General features: G+C 65.7%; 27 protein-coding genes. 12 read left to right on the forward strand and 15 right to left on the reverse strand.

The window, feature by feature from the left end; all coding sequences use genetic code 11:
- Window position 1 precedes the first annotated feature (1 nt).
- The gene (locus HZS55_RS04755; protein ID WP_179910587.1) at window positions 2–247 is read right to left on the reverse strand and encodes a sulfurtransferase TusA family protein; all 246 of its coding nucleotides are present in this window, start codon (window positions 245–247) and stop codon (window positions 2–4) included.
- Window positions 248–495: 248 nt separating this feature from the next.
- Between HZS55_RS04755 and HZS55_RS04760 the strand changes: the two genes are divergently transcribed.
- From HZS55_RS04760 to HZS55_RS04775, 4 genes are read left to right on the forward strand one after another with little or no spacing between them, the layout of a single operon-like run.
- Entirely contained in the window at window positions 496–1,689 is a 1,194-nt protein-coding gene (locus tag HZS55_RS04760; RefSeq protein WP_179910588.1) for an MBL fold metallo-hydrolase, read from the forward strand.
- Window positions 1,690–1,697: 8 nt separating this feature from the next.
- Entirely contained in the window at window positions 1,698–2,255 is a 558-nt protein-coding gene (locus HZS55_RS04765; RefSeq protein ID WP_179910589.1) for a YeeE/YedE family protein, read from the forward strand.
- A 1-nt stretch (window position 2,256) separates the two neighbouring features.
- Window positions 2,257–2,715 carry a YeeE/YedE family protein gene (locus HZS55_RS04770; protein WP_179910590.1) on the forward strand — a complete coding sequence of 153 codons (459 nt, stop codon included), beginning with the start codon at window positions 2,257–2,259 and terminating at the stop codon, window positions 2,713–2,715.
- A 22-nt stretch (window positions 2,716–2,737) separates the two neighbouring features.
- Window positions 2,738–3,913 carry an inorganic phosphate transporter gene (locus HZS55_RS04775; RefSeq protein ID WP_179910591.1) on the forward strand — a complete coding sequence of 392 codons (1,176 nt, stop codon included), beginning with the start codon at window positions 2,738–2,740 and terminating at the stop codon, window positions 3,911–3,913.
- A gap of 78 nt (window positions 3,914–3,991) precedes the next feature.
- Here HZS55_RS04775 and HZS55_RS04780 read toward each other — a convergent pair whose 3' ends face one another.
- A complete protein-coding gene (locus HZS55_RS04780; RefSeq protein ID WP_179910592.1) occupies window positions 3,992–4,828 on the reverse strand; it encodes a universal stress protein in 837 nt (278 codons plus the stop codon).
- Window positions 4,829–5,198: 370 nt separating this feature from the next.
- Between HZS55_RS04780 and HZS55_RS04785 the strand changes: the two genes are divergently transcribed.
- The 6 genes from HZS55_RS04785 (at window position 5,199) to HZS55_RS04810 (ending at window position 8,937) form a co-directional block, all read left to right on the forward strand.
- Window positions 5,199–5,351: a DUF7512 family protein gene (locus HZS55_RS04785; RefSeq protein ID WP_179910593.1), complete on the forward strand. Its 153-nt coding sequence runs from the start codon at window positions 5,199–5,201 to the stop codon at window positions 5,349–5,351.
- Window positions 5,351–6,397, forward strand: a complete 1,047-nt coding sequence (locus HZS55_RS04790; protein WP_179910594.1) for a sulfite exporter TauE/SafE family protein — start codon at window positions 5,351–5,353, stop codon at window positions 6,395–6,397. Before HZS55_RS04785 ends, HZS55_RS04790 begins: the two co-directional genes overlap by 1 nt.
- Window positions 6,398–6,524: 127 nt before the next feature.
- Entirely contained in the window at window positions 6,525–6,929 is a 405-nt protein-coding gene (locus tag HZS55_RS04795; RefSeq protein ID WP_179910595.1) for a helix-turn-helix domain-containing protein, read from the forward strand.
- A 236-nt stretch (window positions 6,930–7,165) separates the two neighbouring features.
- Entirely contained in the window at window positions 7,166–7,525 is a 360-nt protein-coding gene (gene trxA / locus HZS55_RS04800) for a thioredoxin (RefSeq protein ID WP_179910596.1), read from the forward strand.
- The gene (locus tag HZS55_RS04805; protein WP_179910597.1) at window positions 7,526–8,566 is read left to right on the forward strand and encodes an NAD(P)/FAD-dependent oxidoreductase; all 1,041 of its coding nucleotides are present in this window, start codon (window positions 7,526–7,528) and stop codon (window positions 8,564–8,566) included.
- Window positions 8,566–8,937 carry a hypothetical protein gene (locus HZS55_RS04810; RefSeq protein ID WP_179910598.1) on the forward strand — a complete coding sequence of 124 codons (372 nt, stop codon included), beginning with the start codon at window positions 8,566–8,568 and terminating at the stop codon, window positions 8,935–8,937. The genes HZS55_RS04805 and HZS55_RS04810 overlap by 1 nt, the downstream gene beginning before the upstream one ends.
- A gap of 64 nt (window positions 8,938–9,001) precedes the next feature.
- On the opposite strand, the gene HZS55_RS04815 is transcribed toward HZS55_RS04810, so the two are convergent.
- The 6 genes from HZS55_RS04815 to HZS55_RS04840 form a co-directional block, all read right to left on the reverse strand.
- Window positions 9,002–9,925: a sulfite exporter TauE/SafE family protein gene (locus HZS55_RS04815; RefSeq protein WP_179910599.1), complete on the reverse strand. Its 924-nt coding sequence runs from the start codon at window positions 9,923–9,925 to the stop codon at window positions 9,002–9,004.
- A 399-nt stretch (window positions 9,926–10,324) separates the two neighbouring features.
- Window positions 10,325–10,678: an SHOCT domain-containing protein gene (locus HZS55_RS04820; protein ID WP_179910600.1), complete on the reverse strand. Its 354-nt coding sequence runs from the start codon at window positions 10,676–10,678 to the stop codon at window positions 10,325–10,327.
- Window positions 10,679–10,683: 5 nt separating this feature from the next.
- Window positions 10,684–11,100, reverse strand: a complete 417-nt coding sequence (locus tag HZS55_RS04825; protein ID WP_179910601.1) for a DUF302 domain-containing protein — start codon at window positions 11,098–11,100, stop codon at window positions 10,684–10,686.
- 210 nt (window positions 11,101–11,310) lie between these two features.
- Entirely contained in the window at window positions 11,311–12,252 is a 942-nt protein-coding gene (locus tag HZS55_RS04830) for an ABC transporter substrate-binding protein (protein WP_179910602.1), read from the reverse strand.
- Between the two features lie 64 nt (window positions 12,253–12,316).
- Window positions 12,317–12,982 (reverse strand): hypothetical protein, encoded by a 666-nt coding sequence (locus HZS55_RS04835; RefSeq protein ID WP_179910603.1) that lies wholly within the window; start codon window positions 12,980–12,982, stop codon window positions 12,317–12,319.
- Window position 12,983: 1 nt separating this feature from the next.
- Window positions 12,984–13,910: a hypothetical protein gene (locus tag HZS55_RS04840; protein ID WP_179910604.1), complete on the reverse strand. Its 927-nt coding sequence runs from the start codon at window positions 13,908–13,910 to the stop codon at window positions 12,984–12,986.
- A gap of 202 nt (window positions 13,911–14,112) precedes the next feature.
- Here HZS55_RS04840 and leuS point away from each other — a divergent pair, with 202 nt between their 5' ends.
- The gene (leuS, locus tag HZS55_RS04845; protein ID WP_179910605.1) at window positions 14,113–16,899 is read left to right on the forward strand and encodes a leucine--tRNA ligase; all 2,787 of its coding nucleotides are present in this window, start codon (window positions 14,113–14,115) and stop codon (window positions 16,897–16,899) included.
- Window positions 16,900–16,988: 89 nt separating this feature from the next.
- Here leuS and HZS55_RS04850 read toward each other — a convergent pair whose 3' ends face one another.
- The 5 genes from HZS55_RS04850 to HZS55_RS04870 form a co-directional block, all read right to left on the reverse strand.
- Window positions 16,989–17,315 (reverse strand): DUF7344 domain-containing protein, encoded by a 327-nt coding sequence (locus HZS55_RS04850; protein WP_179910606.1) that lies wholly within the window; start codon window positions 17,313–17,315, stop codon window positions 16,989–16,991.
- Between the two features lie 55 nt (window positions 17,316–17,370).
- A complete protein-coding gene (locus HZS55_RS04855; protein WP_179910607.1) occupies window positions 17,371–19,437 on the reverse strand; it encodes a PAS domain S-box protein in 2,067 nt (688 codons plus the stop codon).
- 147 nt (window positions 19,438–19,584) lie between these two features.
- Window positions 19,585–20,277, reverse strand: coding sequence for a protein sorting system archaetidylserine decarboxylase (locus HZS55_RS04860; protein WP_179910608.1), 693 nt, complete (start codon window positions 20,275–20,277; stop codon window positions 19,585–19,587).
- 113 nt (window positions 20,278–20,390) lie between these two features.
- Entirely contained in the window at window positions 20,391–20,846 is a 456-nt protein-coding gene (locus HZS55_RS04865) for a peroxiredoxin (RefSeq protein ID WP_179910609.1), read from the reverse strand.
- A gap of 79 nt (window positions 20,847–20,925) precedes the next feature.
- Complete coding sequence (locus HZS55_RS04870) at window positions 20,926–21,330, reverse strand: Hsp20/alpha crystallin family protein (protein ID WP_179910610.1); 405 nt, start codon at window positions 21,328–21,330, stop codon at window positions 20,926–20,928.
- Window positions 21,331–21,484: 154 nt separating this feature from the next.
- Between HZS55_RS04870 and HZS55_RS04875 the strand changes: the two genes are divergently transcribed.
- Entirely contained in the window at window positions 21,485–23,401 is a 1,917-nt protein-coding gene (locus HZS55_RS04875) for a PAS domain-containing sensor histidine kinase (protein WP_179910611.1), read from the forward strand.
- A 2-nt stretch (window positions 23,402–23,403) separates the two neighbouring features.
- Here the strand turns inward: HZS55_RS04875 and pheA are convergent, their stop codons facing one another.
- Complete coding sequence (gene pheA / locus HZS55_RS04880) at window positions 23,404–24,213, reverse strand: prephenate dehydratase (protein WP_179910612.1); 810 nt, start codon at window positions 24,211–24,213, stop codon at window positions 23,404–23,406.
- Window positions 24,214–24,575: 362 nt separating this feature from the next.
- Entirely contained in the window at window positions 24,576–24,860 is a 285-nt protein-coding gene (locus tag HZS55_RS04885; RefSeq protein ID WP_179910613.1) for a DUF6360 family protein, read from the reverse strand.
- Window positions 24,861–24,913: the final 53 nt, after the last annotated feature.

Here is a 24,913-nt window from a genome sequence, read left to right on the forward strand (position 1 = left end):
TTCACTCCGTCTTGCGCACGTAGTGTTTGTACACGTCACCGCTCTCCTCCTGTGCGAGTAGCTCGACGCCGTCCGTGCCGTCGGCCCAGCCGTCGATGTCGCTCATACTGCCCGAGTCGGTCGCGAGTACCTCCAGGACCTCGTCGGCGTCGAGGTCGTCGATGGCCGATTTGGTCTTGACGACCGGCATCGGGCACGATGCACCTTTCACGTCGAGCGTCTCCGCGATGTCGTATTCTGCACTCATTGTTGTGTCCGCTCCGTTGGTCTGTCTTGGAGCTAATGCACAATATTGGCCCTGTAGTTAAAAGAATGTCGATTCTTGTGATGGCTACAAACAACCGGACGATAGATAGTATCGTAAGCACCCCAGTATTGGGTGTGTAGTCGTCTATACTGTTCTCGCCAGAACTTCGGCCCTAGTAATATTGTATGATTTGTGGATTTCCATGCAAACTCTTTAGTACGTCCATCCAGTAGGCAGGGATGCACGACATGAACGCAGAAGACTTCCCGACTCCGGACGCCGACGTGGAATCCGTCGACCCGGAGACGCTGAAGGATCGCATCGACGCGGGCGAAGACCTGACGCTGCTCGACGCGCGGATGAACTCGGACTACGAGGAGTGGCGTATCGACGGCGAGAACGTCACGTCGATCAACGTCCCGTACTTCGAGTTCCTCGAGGACGACATCGACGAGGATGTCCTCGATCAGATCCCCGACGACCGCGAGGTAACCGTCCTGTGCGCGAAGGGCGGCGCCAGTGAGTTCGTCGCGGGGACGCTCGCGGAACACGGCTACGACGTGAACCACCTCGAAGACGGCATGAACGGCTGGGCGAGCATCTACGAGACCGTCGAAGTCGAGCGCTACGACGGTGCCGGCACGCTCCTCCAGTACCAGCGTCCCTCTTCGGGCTGTCTCGGCTACCTCCTCTACGACGACGGCGAAGCCGCGATCATCGATCCGCTGCGGGCGTTCACCGACCGCTACCTGGAGGACGCAGACGACCTCGGTGTCGATCTGAAGTACGCGCTGGACACCCACGTCCACGCCGACCACATCTCGGGCGTGCGTGCCCTCGACGACGAGGGTGTCGAGGGCGTCATCCCCGAGGCGGCCGTCGACCGCGGCGTCACGTACGCGGACGAGCTGACCACGGCCGAGGACGGTGACACCTTCGAGGTCGGCGACGCCAGCATCGAGGCCGTCTACACGCCCGGCCACACGACCGGAATGACCTCCTACCTCGTCGACGGCAGCCTGCTCGCGACCGGTGACGGGCTGTTCATCGAGAGTGTCGCTCGCCCCGACCTCGAGGAGGGTGACGATGGCGCACCGGACGCGGCCCGCATGCTCTACGAGTCCCTGCAGGAGCGCGTGCTGACCCTGTCCGACGACACCCTGATCGGGGGCGCGCACTTCAGCGATGCCGCCGAGCCAGCCGCGGATGGGACCTACACGGCGCCCATCGGCGAGCTCGTCGCGGAGATGGACGCGCTCACGATGGACGAGGACGAGTTCGTCGACCTGATCCTCTCGGACATGCCGCCCCGGCCGGCCAACTACGAGGACATCATCGCGACGAACCTCGGACAGAACGCCGTCGACGACGAGGAAGCGTTCACGCTCGAACTCGGCCCCAACAACTGCGCGGCGAGCCAGGAGTCGCTCGCGGGTGACTAACGACGCCAATGGTGACTGATCCAGTCCCGCTCCAGCTCGCCGCCGACCTGTTCCCCAACGGGATCAGCCGGTACGCCGTCGGTGGGCTACTCGTCGGGCTCGGCACCGTCGTCATCTACCTCGGGACGGGCATCCCAGCAGGGGCGAGCACGTTCCTCGAGTCGACGCTGTCGTACGTGTCCGGCCAGTCGCGGTTCCAGCAGTACGTCGCCTCGCGGGACTGGCGGCTCGTGTTCACGGCCGGCATCATCCTCGGCGGACTGGCCTTCGCCGCGACCGTCCAGTCTGGAGTGGTCACGAGCTCCCTGTACGAACCCGGGACCACCGGCCAGCTGTACGAGGTCGCCGGTGTCACGCTCTGGACGACGGACGTCCAGCCGTGGCGGCTGTTCCTCGGCGGCATCCTCGTCGGCATTGGGACCCGCGTCGGCAAGGGCTGTACGTCCGGTCACGGCGTCTGTGGCGTCGGCTCGGCGTCGAAGACCTCGCTCGTCGGCGTCCTGACGTTCCTGACGGTGGCGATCGGGACGGCACAGGTCGTCTCGGCATTGGGGGTGAGTCCGTAACATGGCGGATCGTCACCCGCTGTTCAAGCCGCTGATCTTCGTCGGTGGCCTGATATTCGGGTTCGGCCTCGGGTTCAGCCACATGGCGCGCCCGGAGGTCGTGCTGAACTTCCTCCAGTTCGACGACCTCGGCCTGCCGTTCGTGATGTTCGGCGCCGCCATCGTCTCCGGGGTCGCGTTCGCGTTGCTCCCCCGGATTCGAGACGCCGCGCCGCTCACCGGCAACCCCTACGAGCGGCGGCTGAAGCCGTTCGACCGGAACGTCCTCGTCGGCGGCGCCGTCTTCGGCGTCGGCTGGGGGCTCTCCGGGATCTGTCCCGGGGCAGCGTACGCAAGCCTCGGGACCGGCAACGTGACCATCCTCTGGGCGCTCGCCGGGATGTTCCTCGGCGCGTACGTCCAGGGGTACTGGCGGAGCCGCGCGGCCGGCTCCGAGCCCGTTCCTTCGGGAGCGGACTGACACCGGACTCCACGCTTCGCTCATGGACCCATCAGTTATCGGCCTGTTCCTGGTCGCCGGACTGGCGAGCCTCTTCATGGCGTGGGTGATCGGCGCGGGGTCGAGCGGTGCGACGCCCTTCGCACCCGCGGTCGGTGCCAACGCGATCTCGACGATGCGAGCGGCCTTTATCGTCGGGATCTTCGGGTTCGCCGGCGCGGTCGTCCAGGGCGCGAACGTCTCCGAGGCCGTCGGCCGCGGCCTCGTCGGCGGTATCAGCCTCCCCGTCACGGGCGTCATCGTCGTTCTGGCGATCGGCGCGGGGCTGATGGCGGTCGGGATCCGTACCGGGTATCCGATCGCGACGGCGTTCACCGTCACCGGCTCGGTCGTGGGCGTCGGGTTGGCGCTGGGCGGGTCGCCCGTCCCGTCGAAGTACCTGCAGATCGGCGCGGTCTGGCTGCTGACGCCATTTGTCGGCGGCGGGCTGGCCTACGCGATCGCGAGCGTCCTCCCGCGGGCGGACGTGCCCGAACGGTACAGCGTCGCAGCGCTGGCCGCGCTCGTCGGCGCCGTCCTGGCGAACGTCGAGTTCACGTACGTCGGGCCGGGGACGACGGCGGGCTCGTTCGTCGGTCTCGCCCGGCGGACGGTCGACTTCGCGATGGTCGGGCCGGTCGCGGTCTCGGGAGCCGTCGCGCTCTCGATCGGTGTCCTCGTCTGGTGGGACATCCGACGGGACACGGCCGGCGGGCTGCGGCGCGTGTTGCTCGCGCTCGGCTCGCTCGTCGCCTTCTCCGCCGGCGGGAGCCAGGTCGGGCTGGCCGTCGGGCCACTGCTCCCCCTGCTCGACTCGGTGGCGGCGGTCCCGATGGCGGCCGTGCTCGTCGGCGGCGGGTTCGGGATCCTCGTCGGGTCGTGGACCGGCGCGCCGCGGATGATCAAGTCGCTGGCGCAGGACTACTCCTCGTTAGGACCCCGCCGCTCGATCGCCGCGCTCGTCCCCTCCTTCCTCATCGCCCAGCTCGCCGTGCTGCTGGGCGTCCCGGTTTCGTTCAACGAGATCGTCGTCAGCGCGATCATCGGCAGCGGCGCCGCCGTCGGCGGCAGCGACGCGGTGAGCGCGCGCAAGATCCTCGTGACGGTCGGCGCCTGGGCCGGGTCGTTCGTGCTCGCGTTCGCGCTCGGCTACGGCGCGATCGCCGTGTTGCCGGTGTGATGCGACAGTGCCTCGGGAACTTACCTGCTCCAAGAAGTTGTGTGGTGGTAGCTCGTCGGTGGTGCGAGCGGCGTGCCCTCAGGCCGTGCGGGGCGGCGGGACCAGGTAGACGTTCCCCTTCGCCCGAGCGACTAAGTCCTCGGAGACGCTCCCGAGCATCAGTCGGCGGATCCGACTCTGCCCGCGCGAGCCGACCAGCGTCGTGGTCGGCGTCACCGCCGTCTCGATGTCGAGGATCTCCTCGGCGGGGTCGCCCCGGCGGACCTCGATCGCCGTCTCGATATCCCAGCCGTCCAGCGTCTCCGCGAGGTCGGCGAGCCGCTCCTCCGGGCCAGTCTCACCGCGGTCTTTCGGCGACTCGACGTGTACGAGCGTCGCCTCCTGGGTCGCGTGACGGAGATACGAGAACGCGTCGAACGCTCGCTCGGCGTTCTCGGAGAAGTCGGTGGCGTAGAGAACTCGCTGGAACAGGTGCTCGCGGAGCACCTCCGGCTGTTCGTCCCCGCGTTCGACGCGGTTGACCAGGAGCGGCACGACGGTCGTCCGCGCGAGGTTTCGGGCAGTCGACCCGATCACGCGGTTGGCGAGCGGGCTCTGTCCCCGGGAACCGACGATCGTCAGGTCGGCGTGAACCGTCTCCGCGATGCCGTTGATGCGCCGGTGGGGCGTCCCCCGGACGACGTGGGTCTCGATGTCGAAGCCCGCCGCCTCCATCACGCTGCGGTAGCGGTCGAGCGCGCGCTCACGGCGCCCTTCCAGATCCATCCCCGGCATCCCGGGGTGGACGTTCGACGGGACGACCGTGACCAGGTGGACCGTCTCGACGCCGATCCGTTCGAGACACTCCAGGCAGGTCTCGTTCTCGATGGCCGCCTCGCTCGCCGCAGAGAGGTCCGTCGCGTAGATCGCCCTCATGATCGGACCGACGCACCGCTCGCATAATATTGTTTCTATCATACAATTGGGGGCAGAGACACGACTTTGGCAGTGGGAAGTCACGTCGATCGGTCGCGTACGTGCCGGCCAGAATATGCAGACAACTTATCATTAGAGAGCCGAACCGATACGCGCGCTCTACCGAGTCTGAACCGCCTCGGCCGCCGTTCGCGTCGATCGATGGGGACCGAATATTCCCATAACGTACGGGGATATTCGAGTGGGATAGCGATTCCATCCGTTGCAGTAATATTGTATACTGGTCCCAAAACCGTTAAATACAGTAGTCGATTACGAGGACGTGAGCAGAAATCCATGAACTACGCACTATCGATCGAGGTGTCGACGAATGTTCGGACTTGAGAGCGCGGCCGGCGTCGACGGTGCCGCGCTCGTGATCGGGGTCGTGCTGGTGGAGGCGCTCGTCCTGTACGTCGGCTACGGGCTCCTCGAACGGGCGGTCGGCCCACGACTGGTCGAGGCGCTGCGAGGTGAATCGTGATGGAGGTGTTCGGCGTGGCAGTCACGCTGCTCGCGCTGTTCGCCGGCTTCGGGGTGCTGATCGGTCTCCTCTTCGGTTTCTTCGGGATGGGGGGATCATTTCTCGTCACGCCCGCGCTGATGGTGATGGGCTACGAGACGGACGTGGCCGTCGCCTCCGGGCTGGCGTTCGTGTTCGCCACGTCGGTGATCGCGACGCTCAAACACCGCGACCTCGGGCAGGTCGACTACAAGCTCGGCGTCCTCATGATCGCCGGGACGACCGCGGGGATCGAGGTCGGGAAGATAGGACTGCACTGGCTCCAGGATATCGGACTGGCCGACACCGTCGTCAGCGTCATCTACGTCGCCCTGCTCGGCGGTATCGGCGTGTTCATCACGTACACCGCCACGCGCGGCGACGGCGATAGTGGCGGCGGTATCAGCCACGACGCGGACGGCGAGGCCGAGGACGATATCGACGGCGAGGACATCCCCGATATCGCCAAGACGATCCAGTCCTACCGCGTACCCCCGATGATGCGCCTCCGCGGGGGGGTCTCGGTGTCGCTGTGGCTGATCCTCGCGGTGGCGTTCGCGACGGGACTGCTGTCGGGATTCCTCGGCGTCGGCGGGGGGTTCATCCGCATGCCCGCGCTGTTCTACCTCATCGGCGTGCCGGTCCCGGTGGCCGTCGGGACCGACCTGTTCGAGATCGTCTTCTCGGGCGGGATCGGGAGCTTCCTCTACGCGATGGACGGCGCGGTCGACCTGTCGATCGTCGTTCCGCTGCTGGCCGGGAGCGCACTCGGCGCGCGGCTGGGCGCCGCGGCGACCGACCTCGTCGACGAGGACGAGATCAAGGTGTACTTCGGCGTGATGCTCCTGCTCGGCGCGCTGGCCGTCGCGATCCGCAAGGTCGGGGAGTTCGCGGACATCCCCGTCCTCCAGACGGTCTCGCTGGTCGTCATCCTCGGCGCCGCCGCGCTGGTGTCCGGCGCGGTCGTGGTCAGCTCCGTCCGGGCGCTCCGGTCGGAACCCGCGCGCGCTACCAGCACTGCGGACTGACGACCGTCTCCGCGTCCGGTCGAACCGTCCCAGGTGGCCCGGCTCGTCGTTCCCGACTCGTGAATGAAATTGTGCATTCTATGCACAAGTCTTATAATCGCGTATTTCATAGGTTCAAGTGATAACGATGCCAGATTCGATGTCAGAACAACTGCAGCAAGACATGGTGTGCGAGGGGCTCCTCGAGTGTTTCCACGGGCTCAAACAGCTCGACAGGGACGTTTTCCAGGCGCTGGTGACCACCGACGAACCGCTCACTGTCGACGAGATCGCCGAGGCTGTCGACCGCGAGCGCTCGACTGCGTATCGGGCTGTCCAGCGCCTGATCCAGACGGGGTTCATCGAGAAGGAGCAGATCAACTACGACCAGGGCGGCTACTACCACGTCTACTCGCCGACGGACCCGTCGAAGATCACCGATGACATGCAACGGATGCTCAACGACTGGTACGCCAAGATGGGCCAGCTCATCCAAGAGTTCGAAAACAAGTACGAGCAGTCCGAGACTTCGGCTCCCGCTGCCGAAAGCTGACTCTCCTCTCCGTATCAGAACTATAGTAGAATTTGAAAGATATCGCTCGGATGACCGCACGATTGCGTGCGGTCGACCGTGCAAACGCTTTCAAACTCTACTATAACCCGGATCGGCGCTGAACTGAGATTTTTGTGGTGCAGAGCCACCCGAGTATCCGTGTTGCATTTTTGATTGGGCAGTATTGTACATATTACCCAAAATCCTCAACTGGCACCGGTGCATACGTACTCGTGATGGCAACCGATACTGCGTCCGACGCTGGCACCGCTACCACGAGTGAACCGCTCCACGTCAACGGCCAGTCCCAACTTGACGATGTCGTGGCCGAGCACGACGTCGTTCTCACGGACTTCTACGCCGACTGGTGTGGGCCGTGCCAGATGCTCGAACCGGTTGTCGAGACGCTGGCCGCGGAGACCGACGCGACCGTCGCCAAGGTCGACGTCGACGCCAACCAGCAACTCGCTCAGTCCTACGGCGTCCGTGGTGTTCCGACGCTCGTCCTGTTCGCCGATGGTGAGCAAGTCGAGGAGGTCGTCGGGGTACAGGGCGAAGAGCAACTGCGCTCGCTGATCGAGAGGTACGCCGAATAAATGACGGAGGAGATACGAGACCTCGTCATCGCTGGTTCGGGTGTCGCCGGCCTCTCGGCGGCCGTCTACGCCGCCCGGGCTGACCTGGAACCGCTCGTGCTCGAGGGTGACGAGCCGGGCGGCCAGCTGACGCTCACGACCGATGTCGAGAACTACCTCGGGTTTCCTGAAGGCGTCGGCGGCATGGAGCTGATCCAGCGCGGCAAGGAGCAGGCCGAGCAGTTCGGCGCCGAGTTCCGGCACGGCAGCATCGGGTCTGCAGAGCTGGACGGACAGCCGTTGGAGCTGTCACTGTCGACCGGCGAGACGCTCCGGACTCGCGCACTGATCGTCGCGACGGGTGCGAGCGCCCGCTGGGTCGGCGCCGAGGGAGAAGACGAGCTGATGGGTTACGGTCTCTCGACGTGTGCGACCTGCGACGGTGCGTTCCACCGCGGCGACGACGTCCTCGTCGTCGGCGGCGGCGACAGCGCGATGGAAGAGGCCCTCTTCCTCGCGAAGTTCGCCGACTCCGTGACCGTCGTTCACCGCCGCGACGAACTCCGAGCCTCGGAGATCATGGCCGACCGAGCTCGCGGCGACGAAGACATCGAGTTCGCCTGGAACACGGAACTCGCGGCGATCGACGGGTCGCAGGAAGAAGGCGTGACCGGTGCGACGCTCGTCTCTCACACAGACGGCTACCCTGCCGAGAAGTACGAAGCCGGTGACGACGTCGAAGTCCAGGAGGTCGACGTCGGCGGCGTCTTCTACGCCATCGGCCACGAGCCCAACACCGACTTCCTCCGCGACACGCCAGTCGCCCTCGATGATGCCGGCTATGTGCGAACCACCAGCGTCGGCGACGCGTGGGCGACGACGGCGACGGCCGCCGACGGCGTCTTCGCGGCCGGTGACGTGATGGATCGCGAGTACCAGCAGGCGGTCACTGCTGCCGGCATGGGAAGCATGGCCGCCCTCGATACAGAGGAGTGGCTCGAATCAGTAGAGGCGGTGTCGGCCGACAGTACTGGATCGATCGCGACGGAGGCCGACGACTGATGGGATCGACAGAGAGACGCGACGTCAATACGACGGACCCTGCCACTGTTGAGGATCAGGCGGATCGAGTCCTTGTCTCGTTTCGTTCACCCGAGACAGATCCCGACGAAGACGACGACTGGTGGATCGCCGATAGCGAGTGGTTGCGGGAGAACATGACCGAACACACGTACCGTCGGTACCTCCGATGGACTCACGCTGGCCCGGTCTCTGTCGGCGACGAGTGGGACGAGTTCGTGAACTGTGGCTGTGCGAGCCCGGAAGACGTGATCCTTCGCGTCGAGAACGTCGCAGGCGGAACGGCGATCGGTTCGGAGACGACGATGGAAGTGGTTCCACGCAAGGATGTCATCGAAGCCGACATCGAGTAGATAGAGACTGACACCTGCTAGTGGGCTGTTTTGCTTACTGTCGGTTTTTAAACCACCGTCAATCTCACATGAACAGTGCCGGGATCGTATTCCGGAAGATATTGAGTGAGATGACGAACAGCAGCGCGACGACGAACCAGTTGAACTTCTCCTCGTCGACTTCGAGACGGCGGAGGTACGTCCCGAGAAGCAGGCCGACGATAGTGACAACCGCGATCACCGACCCGAGCCACAGCCGATAGGTCGTCAGCAGGTCTGTGAACAGCGCCATCTGGATGATTCGGACCGTGAAAATGGCGCCGAGGACCATCGAGAGGCCACCGATGTACCGTTCGGTGTCCCGCTCGAACGTGTGGAAATACGCCGGGAGCAGCGGGCCGAGGTTCGCGACGGCCAGGAGGAACCCCTCAAGGAACCCCGCGACGCTGAGCCCAAGCGGATTGTGCGTCCTCTCGACGGTGACGAAGTCCTGGACGACCTGGAAGACGACGTATCCGAAGATCACGAGGCCGATGAGGAACGGAACGATCGGACCCGTGCTAAATTCGGCGAGGAACACGACTCCGATTATCGAGCCCACGGTGGCTAGAAGAACGAGAACCCATTCCTCGCGGAGGAAGGTCAGACCGGTGTTGGTCTCTCCGATCTGGAACATATTGAGCATCCACGGCGGAATAGCCAGGACGACGACTGCAAAGGTCGGATCGATCACGGAGGCAAAGATAGGTGTCGTAATGAGTGCATAGCCGAAGCCCACCATCCCTTTGACGACACCAGCGATAACTGCAACGAGAATGAATGCCGCCAACAGTGTGAGCGAAATATCGGCTTGCAGGCCCTTGCTGAGATTATCGAACCCCGGGAAGAAGACGATAGATCCTGCCACGACAGCAAGCGTCGCGAAAACCATCATCACCTCGCGGTACTGGAACTCGAGAAAGTTCGAGACAAACTGTTTGACGTCTATTCGTGACTCTGGATTACTCATAGGTACCACCGTTCAGGCGAATCCGAATTCAACACTTACGGGAGAGAACCATCTCGAGACGTATCCCCGTCCTCTTCACGGCGATATCCACGGCTACTTGGGTTCCGTCAGGTCGGCAAATATATCGATATTATCCGATTGGGCCGCTCAATACCCCGTTCAGTTCATTTCCGATGGTGTCTTAGTTCGGGGAAATCTTTGCGGGTGAAAATCAGATGACTTCGGGCACATAGTATACTACGGTGTTGGATATTAACCACATTACTCCTCAGAATCGTAAGCTGAGATTGCCCTATCTCTTCGATTCGAAGGCGCGCTCACACAGTGGTGATCGGGAGTAGCATCGCGAATTCGATCACGCAGGCGTGGGAATCCGCACCTCGGTGCGTACTCGTTGGCTCACTCCGACCGTTCGAGTCTCTCGCGGCGGGATTCGAACTCTTCGTCAGTGAGGTCTCCACGAGCGTATGCCGCGCGGAGCTCCTCCATCGCGGGATTTCGAGACGTCTGCGTTTCGCTCATGCGCCGGAAGACGAGGTAGCCACCGCCGAGGAGGACGAGGAGGAAGATGAGCGGGACGAGCATCCCGACGAACGGCCACCACCCGCCAGTACCGCCATACTGGCCCATCATCCCGCCGTACCCCATCATCCCGCCGTACCCCATCCCCATTGTGAGCAACGGAAGCAAGATGATCGCTCCGAGGATCAGGAGAACGATGGTCGTGGTGTCGAGCTGGTTCGATGAAGACATCGAGATCAGGCCTCCGACTTGGATCCTAGTTCGTCGGTAACGGCCGAGAGAACACGCTCGAAACGCTCGTTGACCTCAGTCGCTATCGAGTCGAGCGCATCGTTGTCCGCGATGCCGACCAATTGCTTTGGATCAACGGCACTCACGACGATCTCGCCGTCGTCGGTTTCGTAGACGATAACGTTACACGGGAGGAGTGCGCCGAGAGCGATTTCTTCGGTCAGTCCCTCGTATGCCAGGGGTGGATTGCATGCACCGAGAATGCGGTATCGGCGGAATTCTTCGCCGAGTTTCTCCTTGAGTGTCGCCTGGATGTCGATGTCACAGAGGACGCCGAATCCTTCGTCTTTGAGCGCAGCAATCGTCGTGTCGACGACGTCGTCGAACTCACCGGTGACTGAGGTCTGTATTGTGTATCCCATGGAATATCATACCCCGTCCACGGGGTTAACGGTTGGGTGCCGCAACGGTGGGCGTTGGGGATGTGGTGCATTGGTTGGAACAGCAACTGTTCCGGTCATCCGGTGCGTTCGCAGTGCCCCGGACGCGGGTTGATGCGTGTGGCGACACAACTGGCGGGCGTGGACGCCGACGAACCGTCGCGGTGGGGCCCTTCTCGTCACGGCGCGCCGTCACGCCGACGGTCCTTTCCGTCTCGGGGCGTCGACCGGCAGTTCGCGAGCGACGGAGTCGGGTGGCGCGTCGAACAGTTCGGGGTGGAGGAGCCCGGCGAGGTGTTCGAGCGTATCGACGAGTCTGGGGCCGGGGCGGTTGACGAAGTGGTGGCCGTCCATCGCGTAGGCCCGCTCGGATTCGACGGCGGTGAGGTCCGCGAACCCCGGCCGGCCGGTCAGGTCGTCGACGGTGTCGAGCGTCTGGTCGAGCCCGCAGCCGCAGGGCGCGGCGACGGCGACATCGGGGTCGGTCTCGCGGACGCTGGCCCACTCGCGCGGGGTCGAGCGGTCGCCGGCGTCGGCCATCGGATAGCTGGCGCCCGCCGCTTCGACCAGTTCGGGCATCCAGTGGCCGGCGACCATGACGGGGTCGAGCCAGTCGAAGACGGCGACGCTCGGCCGCTCCTCGGGAGAGATCGAGTTCGTTCGCTCGCGGACGGCCGCGACGCGCTCGCGCAGGTCCGCGACTAGCTCGGCGGCCCGCCCCTCGCGGTCGAACACCTCCCCGAAGCGCTCGACGTCGGCGTAGAGGTCGGCGAGTCCGTGAACGTCCGTCGTGAGTACCTCGGCGTCGAGACCCGCTTCGGCGATGGCCTCCTCGACGAGTAGCGTGTCGACGGCGCACACGTCGCAGACGCCCTGAGTGACGACCACGTCGGGGTCGGCCGCGCCGAGGGCGCCGAGGTCGATCTCGTAGACGCCGCCGTGTTCCCGCTCGGCCTGCGCGACCTGTTCGTTGATCGCGGCGCTGGACTGGTCGGGGTCGACCCGCGAGCGGTCCAGCGTCGGGAGGTCGGCGGCCTCGGGCGGCCAGTCGCACTCGTGGGAGACGCCGACGGGTTCGACCCCGAGGGCGTAGCAGATCTCGGTGGCCGACGGCAAGAGGGAGGCGACGCGCATACCGGAGACTGGGGACGGTCGGACGTAAAACCACGCGTCGTCCCTAAAGCACCAGTGATAACCCTCAACTGCCAGTAAAAGCTACAGCCTCAACTGAATCAACAGACGTATTTTCAATGATCAACTTCTGACGGTTTCCGTTTGCTAAGTCGTCAAGATCTGTCGTAGCTAATTCTGTCTCGTCTGAGGTCCTTTCTCCCAGGTCATGCGCATCTACACAGACCCAGTAGTCTTCTTCTTTGTCCTCTCGAATGCTCCGGAGGCTTTCTTCTAGGTCTGGATAATCTTCCTCTCTTGTCCAGATCTCAACTAACTCATCAAATTCATCCTTACGGCTGCTCACATGGGATTCCATTCCTCGAGCAAATTCACGGAGGTCGTCAACGACATCCCTTGGATTAGCAAATTGCTTTCCTTCGTAGTAGTGCTTCAGGTATTTCCAAGCATCATTGGATCTTCTATCGAGGCGACGACGAACCTCTTGCAGATCCATTGGACCCATTTCAGAATCATAATTCTGTTCGATATACCGGACATGTTTTAGGACTGCAGTCCGGTGAGCTTGGATTTTCTCACGTTTTTTCGCTGCGTAAATTGATTCAATATCTTCTGTTAGATAGAACTCTCTCGCCTCGTCTTCGAGATATTGCCTACATAACCGGTGGTGAAGATCAACAGGGAAACAAAAACCGAGTACGAGTCCTTTGTCTAAAAAGGCGTTATCTGTCATCTCACTCGTTTGCTCCAGTTAGAATAACCTCATCGTAGCTTTCAGCGAGTTCGTAGAAAATATCGCTTGTCGGGCGCTCGTCAATCAACCCTTGACGAACCGATTCCAGCCTTGTATCTAGTTCCTGAATCTGACTTGGCCGTTCGTTTCTCCAATCTTCCAAGCGGTCTTCCGGGATATTCTGACGGTACTTAAACCTTAACGTAACTTGGCTGAGTTTCTCGATGAAAAACTCTAGGAAGGCAAGTTGCCTTCCTGGATGAGAGTCCTCTTCAACAAGCATCCGCATTGTGTCATCCCACGTTAAATAATACTCGTAGAGTTCATCATACTCGTCTTCAGGGTAAGCAAGAAACATTTCGTCAAGGAATAATTCCGTCTGTGAGGGCCCTTCCATGAACGCATCTAACGATTGAATACCCCCTTCTCGGGCTTGAGACTCAGCTGAAAGATGCCACCTGAGATCGCTGTATTTCTCAATGAACCCTTCGTGCGCATATTCTCGATACTGAAGCTGTTCAAGTTGTTTTCTGGTCTTCTGGCCGTGTTCCTGTACAACAGAATTTGCTGCTGAGAAGATCGCGTTCTTAAGATCCTCTTCAAGATCGAAATCTGCTTCACTAACTTGATTTGCGGGATAGTATGCTTGTCCCTGCTGATGATTAGCACTCGGTGAGAAAATTACGGACTGATTTATTGAATGTTCTTCAACCACCTCACCGTATTTATACCAATGGCGAGGAAATCCAATATTGATCTCGAATTCTTCAATTAGTTTTCGATCGGTGAGGCAAGACAGTTTGAAGAATTTTGTTCTTCCAGTTTCTTGATTGTCTTGCTCTCGCCGCTCCATAAGAACCCGATATATGAGGTACTCAGACGCTCCCAAATTATATTCGCTGCCCTCCGATCCGTCTGAGTCTGACATATATTCGGGTCTTTCTCCCGTCTTATCTGAACATACCCGGTCAGCCACTAAAGTGTATGCGGATTTGATAGCATAAAAAGGACCGATCAGCCAGATTATTACGAGTTAAATCGGATGTGCTTGATTCCACAGGGTATTCGTCCGTGTGTCCCTCTCCCAGCGAAGGGAAAGGTATAGCAACGTCGCTGTCCGACGTACGCGCATGACCGCCGGGACCGGAGAGTACGACGAGCGAGAGCGGGGGTTCGACCACGCGGAGATCGAACCCCGGTGGCAGCGCACGTGGGACGATGAGGGTGTGTTCCGCATCCCCGACGACGCCGAGGACCCCGAGTACGTCCTCGCGATGTTCCCCTACACGTCGGGCGACCTCCACATGGGCCACGTCCGCAACTACACGATCACGGACGCCTACGCCCGCTTCGAGCGGATGCGCGGCGAGCACGTCTTGCACCCGATGGGGTGGGATTCCTTTGGCCTCCCGGCCGAGAACGCCGCCGAGGAACGGGACACCAACCCCCGCGACTGGACGATGGACTGCATCGACACGATGAAATCGCAGTTCCGGTCGATGGGCTTTGGCTACGACTGGGACCGGGAGATCACCACCTGCGAGCCGGAGTACTACCGCTGGAACCAGTGGCTCTTCGAGCGGTTCCGCGAGGCGGGGCTCGTCGAACGGCAGGCCGCCGAGCTGAACTGGTGTCCCTCCTGCGAGACGGTGCTGGCCGACGAGCAGGTCGAGGAGGCGGAGACTCCGAAGGAGTCTCCCGGAGGCGGCGGAGCCGCCGGAGACGGCGCCGAGATCTGCTGGCGCTGTGACACCCCCATTGACCACCGCGAGATGGACCAGTGGTTCCTGACGATCACCGACTACGCCGAGGAGCTGCTGGAAGCGCTGGACGACCTGGAGGGGTGGCCCAACAACGTCCGCGAGATGCAGCGCAACTGGATCGGCCGCCAGGAGGGCGACTCCGTCGAGTTCGAGCTGACGACGGGCGACACGGTGGAGATCTTCACCACCCGCCTCGATACGATCCACGGCGCGACCTTCTTCGCGATGTCGCCCGGCCACGAGGTCGCCCAGGAACTCGCCGAGGAGGACGACGACGTGGCCGAGTACGTCCACCGCGTCGAGGGCGCCGACGAGGACGAGGTCGACGAGACCTCCGGCGTCTTCACCGGCGAGTACGCGACCAACCCCGCGACCGGCGAGGAGATTCCGGTGTACGTCGCCGACTACGTGCTCGAGGACGTGGGCACCGGCGCGCTGTACGCCGTCCCGGCCCACGACGAGCGCGACCACGCCTTCGCCGAGGAACACGACATCCCGATCGAGCAGGTCGTCGAGCCGAAACCCGACGCCGACGTCGACCCCGAAGACGTGGACGTACAGGAGGCGGCCTATCCCGAGGACGGGGTTCTGGTCGGCAGCGGCGAGTACGACGGGCTGACGAGCGAGGAGGCCCGCGAGACGTTCGTCGAGGTCTTCGACGGCGAGCACCGCGTCGAGTACCGCCTGCGCGACTGGGGCATCTCCCGCCAGCGCTACTGGGGCACCCCGATCCCGATGATCCACTGCGACGAGTGCGGTTACGTCGAGGTGCCAGAGGAAGACCTGCCCGTCGAGTTACCGGAGTTCGTCCAGACGACGGGCAACCCGCTGGACGCCGCCGAGGAGTGGAAGGCCGTCGAGTGTCCCGACTGCGGCGGCCCCGCCGAACGGGAGACGGACACGATGGACACCTTCGTCGACTCGTCGTGGTACTTCCTGCGGTTCCTCTCGCCCGACCTCGACGACGCCCCCTTCGACGGCGAGCGCGCCAGCGACTGGATGCCCGTCGACCGCTACGTCGGTGGCATCGAACACGCCGTCATGCACCTGCTGTACGCCCGCTTCTTCACGAAGGTGCTCGACGACATCGACCTCTTCGAGGGCGCCCCCGCGAGTGACGCGAGCGGGGGCTCGCCGGAACGGAGCTCCGACGGTGTGCGCGAGCCGTTCGCGAACCTCACTAACCAGGGGATGGTGCTGGGCGAGGACGGCAACAAGATGTCCAAGTCCGGCGACAACGGGGTCTCGCCGACGGAGATCGTCGAGGCGTACGGCGCCGACACCGCCCGCCTGTTCATCATGGAGGCCGCCCAGCCCGAGAAGGACTTCGCCTGGAGCCCCGAAGGTGTGCAGTCGGCCCACCAGTTCCTCCAGAACCTCCACGGCCTCGCGGCGGAACTCGCCGAGTCCGACGGCGACGGGGCGACGGGCGACGACCCCGTCGCGGCCTACGTCGACCGCGAGACCGACGCGGCCGCCGCGCGGGCCACCGCGGAGTTCGAGGACTTCCGGTTCAACCACGCGCTGCAGGCGGTGCGGGACCTCGTCTCGCTGCTGCGCCGGTACCACGAGCGGGCGGACGCCGACGCCGCCGTCGTCGAGCGCGGCGTGCGCACGGTCGTCAAGCTCCTGGGGCCGGTCGCGCCCCACGTCGCCGAGGAGGTCTGGGGCCTGCTCGGTGGCGAGGGGCTGCTCGCCGAGGCCGAGTGGCCCGAGGCGGCCCTCCCCGAGGACTACGACGTGGCCAGCCGCCTCGTCGAGGACACCCGCGAGGACGTGCGCGACATCGTCGACACCGTCGGCATCGAGGACCCCCAGACGATCACGCTCGCGGTCGCCCCCGAGTGGAAGACGCGCGCCCACGAACTCGCCCGTGACTCCGAGGCCGACAACCTCATCGGCGACCTGATGGGCCACGACGAGATCCGCGAGCGGGGCGACGCCGCCGCCGACTTCGCCCAGGACCTCCAGGCCGAGCGCGAGGCGCTCTCGGAGGTGCTCGCGCCCGAGGCGGAGAAAGCCGCCCTGGAGCGAGCCGCGTGGCTGATCGAGGAGGAGTTCGAGGCTCGCGTGGTCGTCCGGTCGGCCGGGGACGCCGACGGCGACCTGGCGGGGAAGGCCTCGCCAGGTCGGCCGGCGATCGACATCGAATAGGCGTCCCACGGGCGGTCGGCGGGACCGACCCGCGCGGCCGCCGCTCGACTGTCTTCCGTGAGGTGTCGGTGAGGAGTCGCAGCGGTCGGTTACAGGTGTTCGACCAGGTCGAGCGAGCCGGCGGCGTCGTCGGTCAGCCGGACCGTCTCGTCGTACTCGACGAGGCCGGCGTCTCCGAGCTTCGGCAGGTGGACGTGGTGGAGCGCGATGCGGGCGTCCTCCCGGGTGAGGTCGTCGTTCCACTCGGCGAGCGCGCCGGCGAGCGGGTCGAGGGCGGGCGGCGTCTCCCGCTGGGCGAGATGCGAGAGGACGAACCGGCGGTTCGCGTCCGAGAGGACGGCGAACAGTTCGTCCGTCTCGGCGGTCGAGGTGGCGTCGGGGGCCGGCTCGAGTGCCTCGTGGTGGTTTCGTCCCATCTGTATCGATCCATACCCCCCTACGGTATTCAGTGACGTGGCTAAACGGTTAGTGTCACTCGTCGCTCCCGTCGCCGAAGCGGGCGGCGAGCAGTTTCCGTTCGGCGACCCGGAGGTGCTTGTGGAACGTCGGCGCCGAGACGCCGAGCGACTCGGCGACCTCCTCGCCGGTGGACTCGCGGGGCCACTGGAAGAAGCCGGCGTAGTAGGCGGTCTCGATGGCCGTCCGCTGGCGGTCGGTCAGGTCGGCGTCGAACGACGGCGCCGAGGCGACCGAGTCGGTCTCCGAGCGCGAGCGGTCGCGCTGGGCGCGGACCTCGATCCCGTCGAACGCCTCGCGGAGCGCCTCGACGACGGCGCGCACGTCCGCCGAGACCGGGAGCTCGGCCACCACCTCGCACTGCCCGTCGACCGCCGAGGCCGACCGGACGGCGCCGCCGTGGCTCGCGACGACGCCGAACGCGCTCCCGGCGTCGAGCGTCGCCTCCAGCAGCGACTCCCCGTCGGGCCCGACGCTGACGACGCGGGCCGACTCGACGCCGGCGAACCCGTCGGCGAACCCGAGCACCTCGTCCGGGTCGGCTCCCGCGACGGTCAGGTAGTAGCGGAAGGTCTCGTCGGCCTGGACGGTCGCCCCCTCGAAGTCCACCTCGCAGTCCAGCGCGGCCGACAGCGCCGCGAAGAAGTGCCGGTCGTCGTCGACCGCCAGCCGGAGCTCCGTCACGCGCTCGGCCACGAGCGCCTGCCGGGTCGTCACCGCGTTGATGGCGTGGCCGATCGTTCCCCCGAGTTCGGCGAGCACGTCCTGTTCGGTGTCGTCGAAGGCGCCCGGTTCGTCCGCGTAGACGGTCAACACGCCGTATATCGTTCCGTCGTACACCAGCGGGACGCTGGCCGCCGAGCGGATGCCGTGGGCGGCCGCGGCCGCGCGTACCTCTTCGAAGGCCGGGTCCGTGTCCACGTCGTGGGTGACCTGCACCGACCGCGAGCGGATCGCCCGGCCCGCGGGACCGGTGCCGTTCGGCTCGGCCGACCGCGTGACCGTGATCGCGTCGAGGTAGTCGGCCACGTCGCCGCCGTGGGCCCGCGGGGTCACCTCGTCGCTGCTGGCGTTGACGTCGCCGATCCAGGCCGAGCGGTAGGGGTCCGCGGCCGCCAGCGCCTCGCAGACCGCCTCGTCGATCTCCCGGCGCGTGGTCGCCTGCACCAGCGCCTGGTCGATCCCCCGGATGACGGCGTTGATGCTGTCGAGCCGTTCGAGCTGTTCGTTCTGCTCGCGCAGCCGACGCTCGCGGGCCTTCTGATTGGAGATGTCCTCGACGACGACGACGACCCGGTCGCCGCCGTCACCGTCGGTCAGCGGCGCCGCGCTGACCCGTACCCAGACGCGCGAGCCGTCCGTCCGTTCGACCCGCTGTTCGACCTCGGTCACCGGTCGCCCGGAGTCGCGGGCGATCTGGAACACCCGCTCGTCGGGCGGGACCGACTCGCCGTCTGCGTCCAGCAGCCGCCAGGCGTCGGTCTCCCGGGAGTCGCCGATCACGTCCGCCGGGTCGGCGCCCAGGATCTCGCCCGCGCGGTCGTTCATCCGCTCGATGACGCCGTCCTCGGAGAGGACGACCAGTCCCGTCGGGACCGTCCGCAGGAGCTGCTCGGTCAGGTCCCGCTCGCGGCGGCGCTCGACCCGCTCGGCGTGGCGGTCGGACACGTCGCGGACGACGGCGGTCAACAGCCACGCCCCGTCGTCGCGGTGGGCGCGCAAGGAGAGCTCGATCGGGACGAGCCGACCGTCGCGGTGGCGGCCGACGGTCTCGATGCCCTCCCACTCCGACGGCGGTGCCGGCGCCGACTGCAACGCCTCGAAGGCCGCCCGGATGCGCGGGCGCTGGTCCTCGGGCACGAACGCCGTCACCGACCGCCCGATCATCGTCTCGGGGTCGTACCCGAACGTCTCCTCGATGGCCGGGTTGGCGAAGACGATCCCGCCCGTCTCGTCGACGGTCACGATCGCGTCCGACGCGCTCTCGACGAGCGTCCGGAAGAACGACTCGCTCGCCACGACCGACGAGTCGTAGGCGCAGTCGCCCCCGGACCGCGCGTTCCCCCCCTCTGTCCGTGTCATTTCTCGGCCGCTACTGGTCGCCCCGCCCGTAAATATGTCAGGTTATTAACTGGTATGCGAGCGTGACGGAGACGCACGTACTCGGTCAGTGTGCGGGACGTAGTCGGGTTGACGACCGCGGCGAGCGCCCCGTTCGCGCCGGGGCGGTCAGGCCGAGGAAGCCGAAGAGGCGGCGGCGTCCCCTGTGGGTTCCTCGACCGCTTCGGCGCCGGCGGCGTCGGCCGCGCGTTCGGCGTCACTGGTCACCTGCGAGCGCTGGGGGGCGATGACCGTCTCGCCGCCGTAGAGGCGGTGGCCCACGTCGACGGTGAGGTCGTCGGGGCCGTACTCGGGCGGGAACACCATGTCGAAGCGGCTGCCGAAGGAGATGTGACCGATGCGCTGGCCGCGGGCGACCGCCTGACCGGGGTCGACGTAGGAGTAGGTCCGGCGGGCGAACGTGCCGGCGATCTGTTCGAGGGTGTAGTCCTCGAACTCGAAGCGCAGCCGCTCGTTCTCCTCGGCGTCTTTCGTGAACGCGAGCTTGTTCGCGCCGGGGACGTGCTCGACGTTCGCGACGGTCCCGTCCATCGGCGCGCGGTTGACGTGTACGTCCCAGCCGCTCATGTAGATCCCCAGCCGGAGTCCGTCTTCCTCCTCACGGATCACAGTCACCTTGCCGTCCGCGGGGGCGACGACGCCCTGGGGCGGCACGACCCGCGCGGGGTCGCGGTGGAAGTATATCACGCCGACCGCGGCGACGACGCAGGCACCGCTCGCGACCCGCGAGAACGGAAACAGGACCGCCCCGACGACCACGGCCAGCAGCGCGTATCTCAGACTGCCGTTCGCGACGCTCATTGCCGGTAGTCCGATCCCTTCCGGTGATAAGCCTTCTGAAGGGACCGGTGGTCGGCCGCTCGGTCGACGGCCGGGAGCCCGTCGCTCGTCAGTCGGCCGACGGCCGGCCCCGGTCAGTCCTCGATCGAGACGACCCCCGTCTCGACCAGGTCGGCGAGCACGTTCCGGGCGTGACCCTCGGGGTCGACACCGGTGTAGGTCGCCTGGACAGACCCGTCGACGACGACGAACGTCGTCCGACTCGCGACGCCCCGCGAGCGTTCCACGTCGAAGGCGTCGACGACCTCGCCGTCGGGGTCGGCCAGCAGGTCGAACTCGATCCCGTACTCGTCGGCGAACGCGGCGTGGGAGTCGACCCCGTCGACGGAGACACCGTAGACGGTCACGCCCGCGTCGCGGTAGCTCTCCAGTTCTGTCTGGAACTGCTCGGCCTCGGTCGTGCAACCGGGCGTGTCGTCTTTCGGGTAGAAGTAGACGACCGAGACGCCCGCCCAGTCGGGTTCGACCGTCTCGCCGTCCTGGTTCGGAGCCGCCACCTCGGGCGCGGGGTCGCCGGGTTCGAGTGCCATACCGGCGACTCGGGCGGCCGGCGAAAGCCGTTTGCGGTTCCGGTGGCGATCGACCCGTCGAGCGCAGGGTCGACCCCGATCAGTTCACCGGGATGTCGGTGCCGTCGTCGTCGCCCGTCGTCTGTTTGGGGAGCGTGACCGTCAGCACGCCGTTGTCGTAGCTGGCGCTGGCCTCGGACTCGACGACCGGTTCGGGCAGCCCGACTCTGCGGGTGATCGACTCGCTGTGGCGTTCGCGGGTGACGTAGCGGTCGGCCTCCTCGACGGCCTCGGTCTCGCGGCTGGCCGACAGAGACAGGGTCGTCGAGTCGGTCAGCTGCACGTCGATGTCCTCCCGGTCGTAGCCGGGCAGGTCGGCGACGACGGCGAACGCCTCGCCGGTGTCGGCCACGTCGACCGCCAGGTCGCCCGACGGTTCGAGCCCGCCGGTCATCACGTCGATCAGTTCCTCGATGTCGCCGAACGGGTCGGTTGATCGTGTCATGTCACTCGACGGTACGTCCCCGCGCGTCTTAAGCCGCGCGTCCGCGACGGCCCCTCGTCCCCGGCGAACGAGCCGACCCACGGTCGGGACGGGTTCACCTACGGAGTGAAAGACACCGGGCGCCTTTTCCGTGCCAGCGGCCGAACTGTGATCGATGACCTCGCGCGACCGAGTCGGGAGCGGCGGCGGTGCCCCGCCGTCCGACCGTCCGGAGCCCCCCACCGGACCGGCGACGGACCTCCCCGACGAGTACGAGACCCTCTTCCGGACCGTCGACGACGCGGTCTTCCTCGTCGAGGTCGGCGGCGAGGACGCGACCGACGCGTTCCGATATCGCCGCGTCAACCCCGCCTACGAGTCGCTGACGGGTCTGTCTCCGTCCGAAATCCGCGGCGAGACGCCCCGGGAGGTGTTCGGCGAGTCCCTCGGGAGCGACATCGCCGCGGAGTACCGCCGCTGCGTCGAGACGGGCGAAACCGTCGAGTACGAGGAGACCCTCCCGCCGTCGGCCGGCGGTCGGACGTTCGAGACGAAACTGACGCCGGTCCGCGCCGACGACGAAGTGACGCGGATCGTCGGCATCTCGCGGGACATCACCGAGCGGCGCGAGCGGGCGCGCGAACTCGAACGGAACCGTGACCTCCTCTCGAAGACCGAGCGGCTCGCGCGCGTCGGCGGGTGGGAGCTCGATTGCCGAACCGAGACGCTCCGCTGGACGGACGGGACGCGGTCGATCTTCGACGTCGACGGCGGGTACGAACCGACGCTCGCCGACGCGATCGAGTTCTATCACCCCGAGGACCGCTCGCGGATCCGACGCCTCGTCCGCCGGTGCCGGGAGACGGGGACGCCCTACGACGTGGTGCTCCGGGCGCACACCGACGCGGGCGAGGAGCGGTGGGTCCGCTCGTTCGGAGAGACCGTCGCCGCGGACGGCGAGACCGCCGCCGGCGACGCGGCCGACGCCGAAGCCCCGGGAAGCAGCGACGCGGTCGCGGTGCGCGGCGCCGTGATGGACGTGACCGAGCAGCGGTCTCGCGAGCGCGACCGACGGGTGTTCGAGAAGGCCGTCGAACAGGCGGGCCACGGCATCGTGATCACCGACCGCGAAGGCACGATCGAGTACGTGAACCCCGCCTACGCGGCCGACACCGGCTACGACCGCGCGGAGGCCGTCGGGCTGAACCCGCGGATCGTCAAGTCCGGGAAACACGACCGGGAGTTCTACGAGGACCTGTGGGAGACGATCCTCGCGGGCGAGACCTGGGAGGCCGAGATCGTCAACCGCCGCAAGTCCGGCGAGTTGTACCACGTCGACCAGACGATCGCCCCGATCGCCGACGACGGCGAGATAACCCACTTCGTCGGCATCGAATCGGAGACCACGGACCGACGGCTGCGCGAACAGCGACTGAACGTCCTCAACCGCGTTCTGCGACACAACCTCCGGAACGCGATGACGGTCGTCCGCGGACACGCCTCGGTGCTCCGGAGCGAACTCGACGACGACGACCTCCGGTCGCACGCGACGACCATCGAGGAGTGGGCCGACGACCTGACCGCGATCGGCGAGAAGGCCGCGACGGCCAGGTCGCTGTTCGAGCGCGAGCGCGACTCCGACGCCGTGCGCGAGGTTCGCGAGACGCTATCGACCGTCGCGAGCGAGTTCGCGGAGCGATACCCCGACGCCGAGATCGCGGTCGACGCGCCCGCGGGGCTCCGGGTCAGAGCCGACGACCGACTCTCCGTCGCGCTCCGCGAAGTCGTCGACAACGCGCTGGCCCACCACGACCGGACCCCGCCGGCGGTGACGCTCGAAGCCGAGTCCACCGGCGGAGCGACGAACTGGGCCGATATCGTCGTCGCGGACACCGGGCCGGGCCTCCCCGAGTCCGAGCGCGCGGCGATCGAGGCCGGCGAGGAGACGCAGGTCACGCACGGGACCGGGCTCGGCCTGTGGCTCGCCCGCTGGGTGGTCGCGGGGTTCGGCGGCGAGCTGTCCATCGAGGACAACGACCCCCGGGGGACCGTCGTGCGGCTCAGGCTCCCGACACCGGCCGACGGGACGTAGCGTCAATCCAGCACCGTCTCGCTGTCGTAGGAGCCCAGACGGCGGACCCACCCCTCCTCGGCGATGGCCTCGATCTCCGCCAGCGCCTCCTGGGTGCGCTCCTCGTAGAGGCCCGCCTCGACGTCGATGTGGAAGACGTAGTCGCCCAGCCGCTCGCCGCTGGGCCGCGACTCGACGCGCGTGAGGTTGATGTCGCGGTCGGCGAACGGTTCGAGCAGTTCCAGCAACAGCCCGGGGTAGTCGACGTTCGGGTAGACGATGAAGGAGGTCTTCGAGCCGGCCTCGCCCCGCTCGCTCGCGGGCGCGACGACGAGGAAGCGGGTGGCGTTCGACGACTGGTCCTGCACGTCCTCTGCGACGACACTGAGGTCGCCGTCGGCCGCGTTCTGCGGGTGGCCGATGGCGGCGACGCTCGGGTCCTCGCGAGCGCGCTCGACGCCGGCGGCGGTCGAGGTCATCGACTCCAGCGTCGCGCTCGGGTAGTTCTCGTCGAGGTACTCGCGACACTGCGCGAGCGCCTGGGGGTGGCTGGCCACCACGTCGAACTCCGGCCCCTGCGCGATGAGCGCGTGGCGGATGGGGGTGATGAGTTCGCGGACCGCGGCCACGTCGAACTCGGCGAAGGCGTCGAGCGACTCCGTGACCGGTCCCTCCGTGCTGTTCTCGACGGGGACGACCCCGCGCTCGTACTCGCCGCTGGCGACCGCCTCGACGATGGCCGTCTTCGAGTCCGTGAAGACCACCTCGTCGGCCACCGCCTTCGCCGCCCGGTGGGAGTACGTCCCCGCCGGACCGAGCGTGAGTGCTTCCATTACCCCTCGATTCGCCGGTCGCCCTGAAAAGCCTCGTGGTCGCTAGCAGTGGTTCTCTCGGTCGGTTCGGGCTGGAAGGACTCTGCGGTGGGATCGACCGCTTCGAGTACCACTACCGCAAACAGCCTGAAAGCCCCCGTCCGCCCCTTTCATTCCCACCCGTGTCGGCTGGCCGGTCAGTCTGAGCGGATGGGAATGAAAAGGGCGACGCGTTCGACGAAGCCCGGAGCCTCAAGCACCGCAGGCCGGAGGCCGACGAGCGCAGAGCGTTCCGCGCGAGTCGAACGCGTCGGGACTTTCACGTTGTTCGCGGTTCCGGTTCGAGTAGCGGTTTCCTCCCAGTCACGTACCCCAACAGCGACTCACTCCTCGGCGGCCTCGACCCGGCCGGCGTACTTCTCCAGTTCCGAGGCGAGTTCGCGGGCCTGGGCGGCCGACAGTTCGACGTGGTCGGCGTGGGCGGTCACCTCCTTCAGGTCGGTGTTGTCCATCTCGACCTGGAGTTCGACGTGATCGGGGTCGTCGCGGCTGTCCGTCGTGACGTTCAGGACGGAGAGCGCCTCCGTCTCGAAGCCGTGACCCTCGACGCGGCCGTCGAGTAGATCGAAGGTCGTGTAGGCGTTGACCTTGAGGATGCGGTCGACCATACCGTCGGTCGGCGGGCCAGTCACTTAAGCGACGCCGACTGGATGCGTCACCG

Source organism: Halosimplex rubrum, assembly GCF_013415885.1.
Lineage (GTDB): Archaea > Halobacteriota > Halobacteria > Halobacteriales > Haloarculaceae > Halosimplex > Halosimplex rubrum.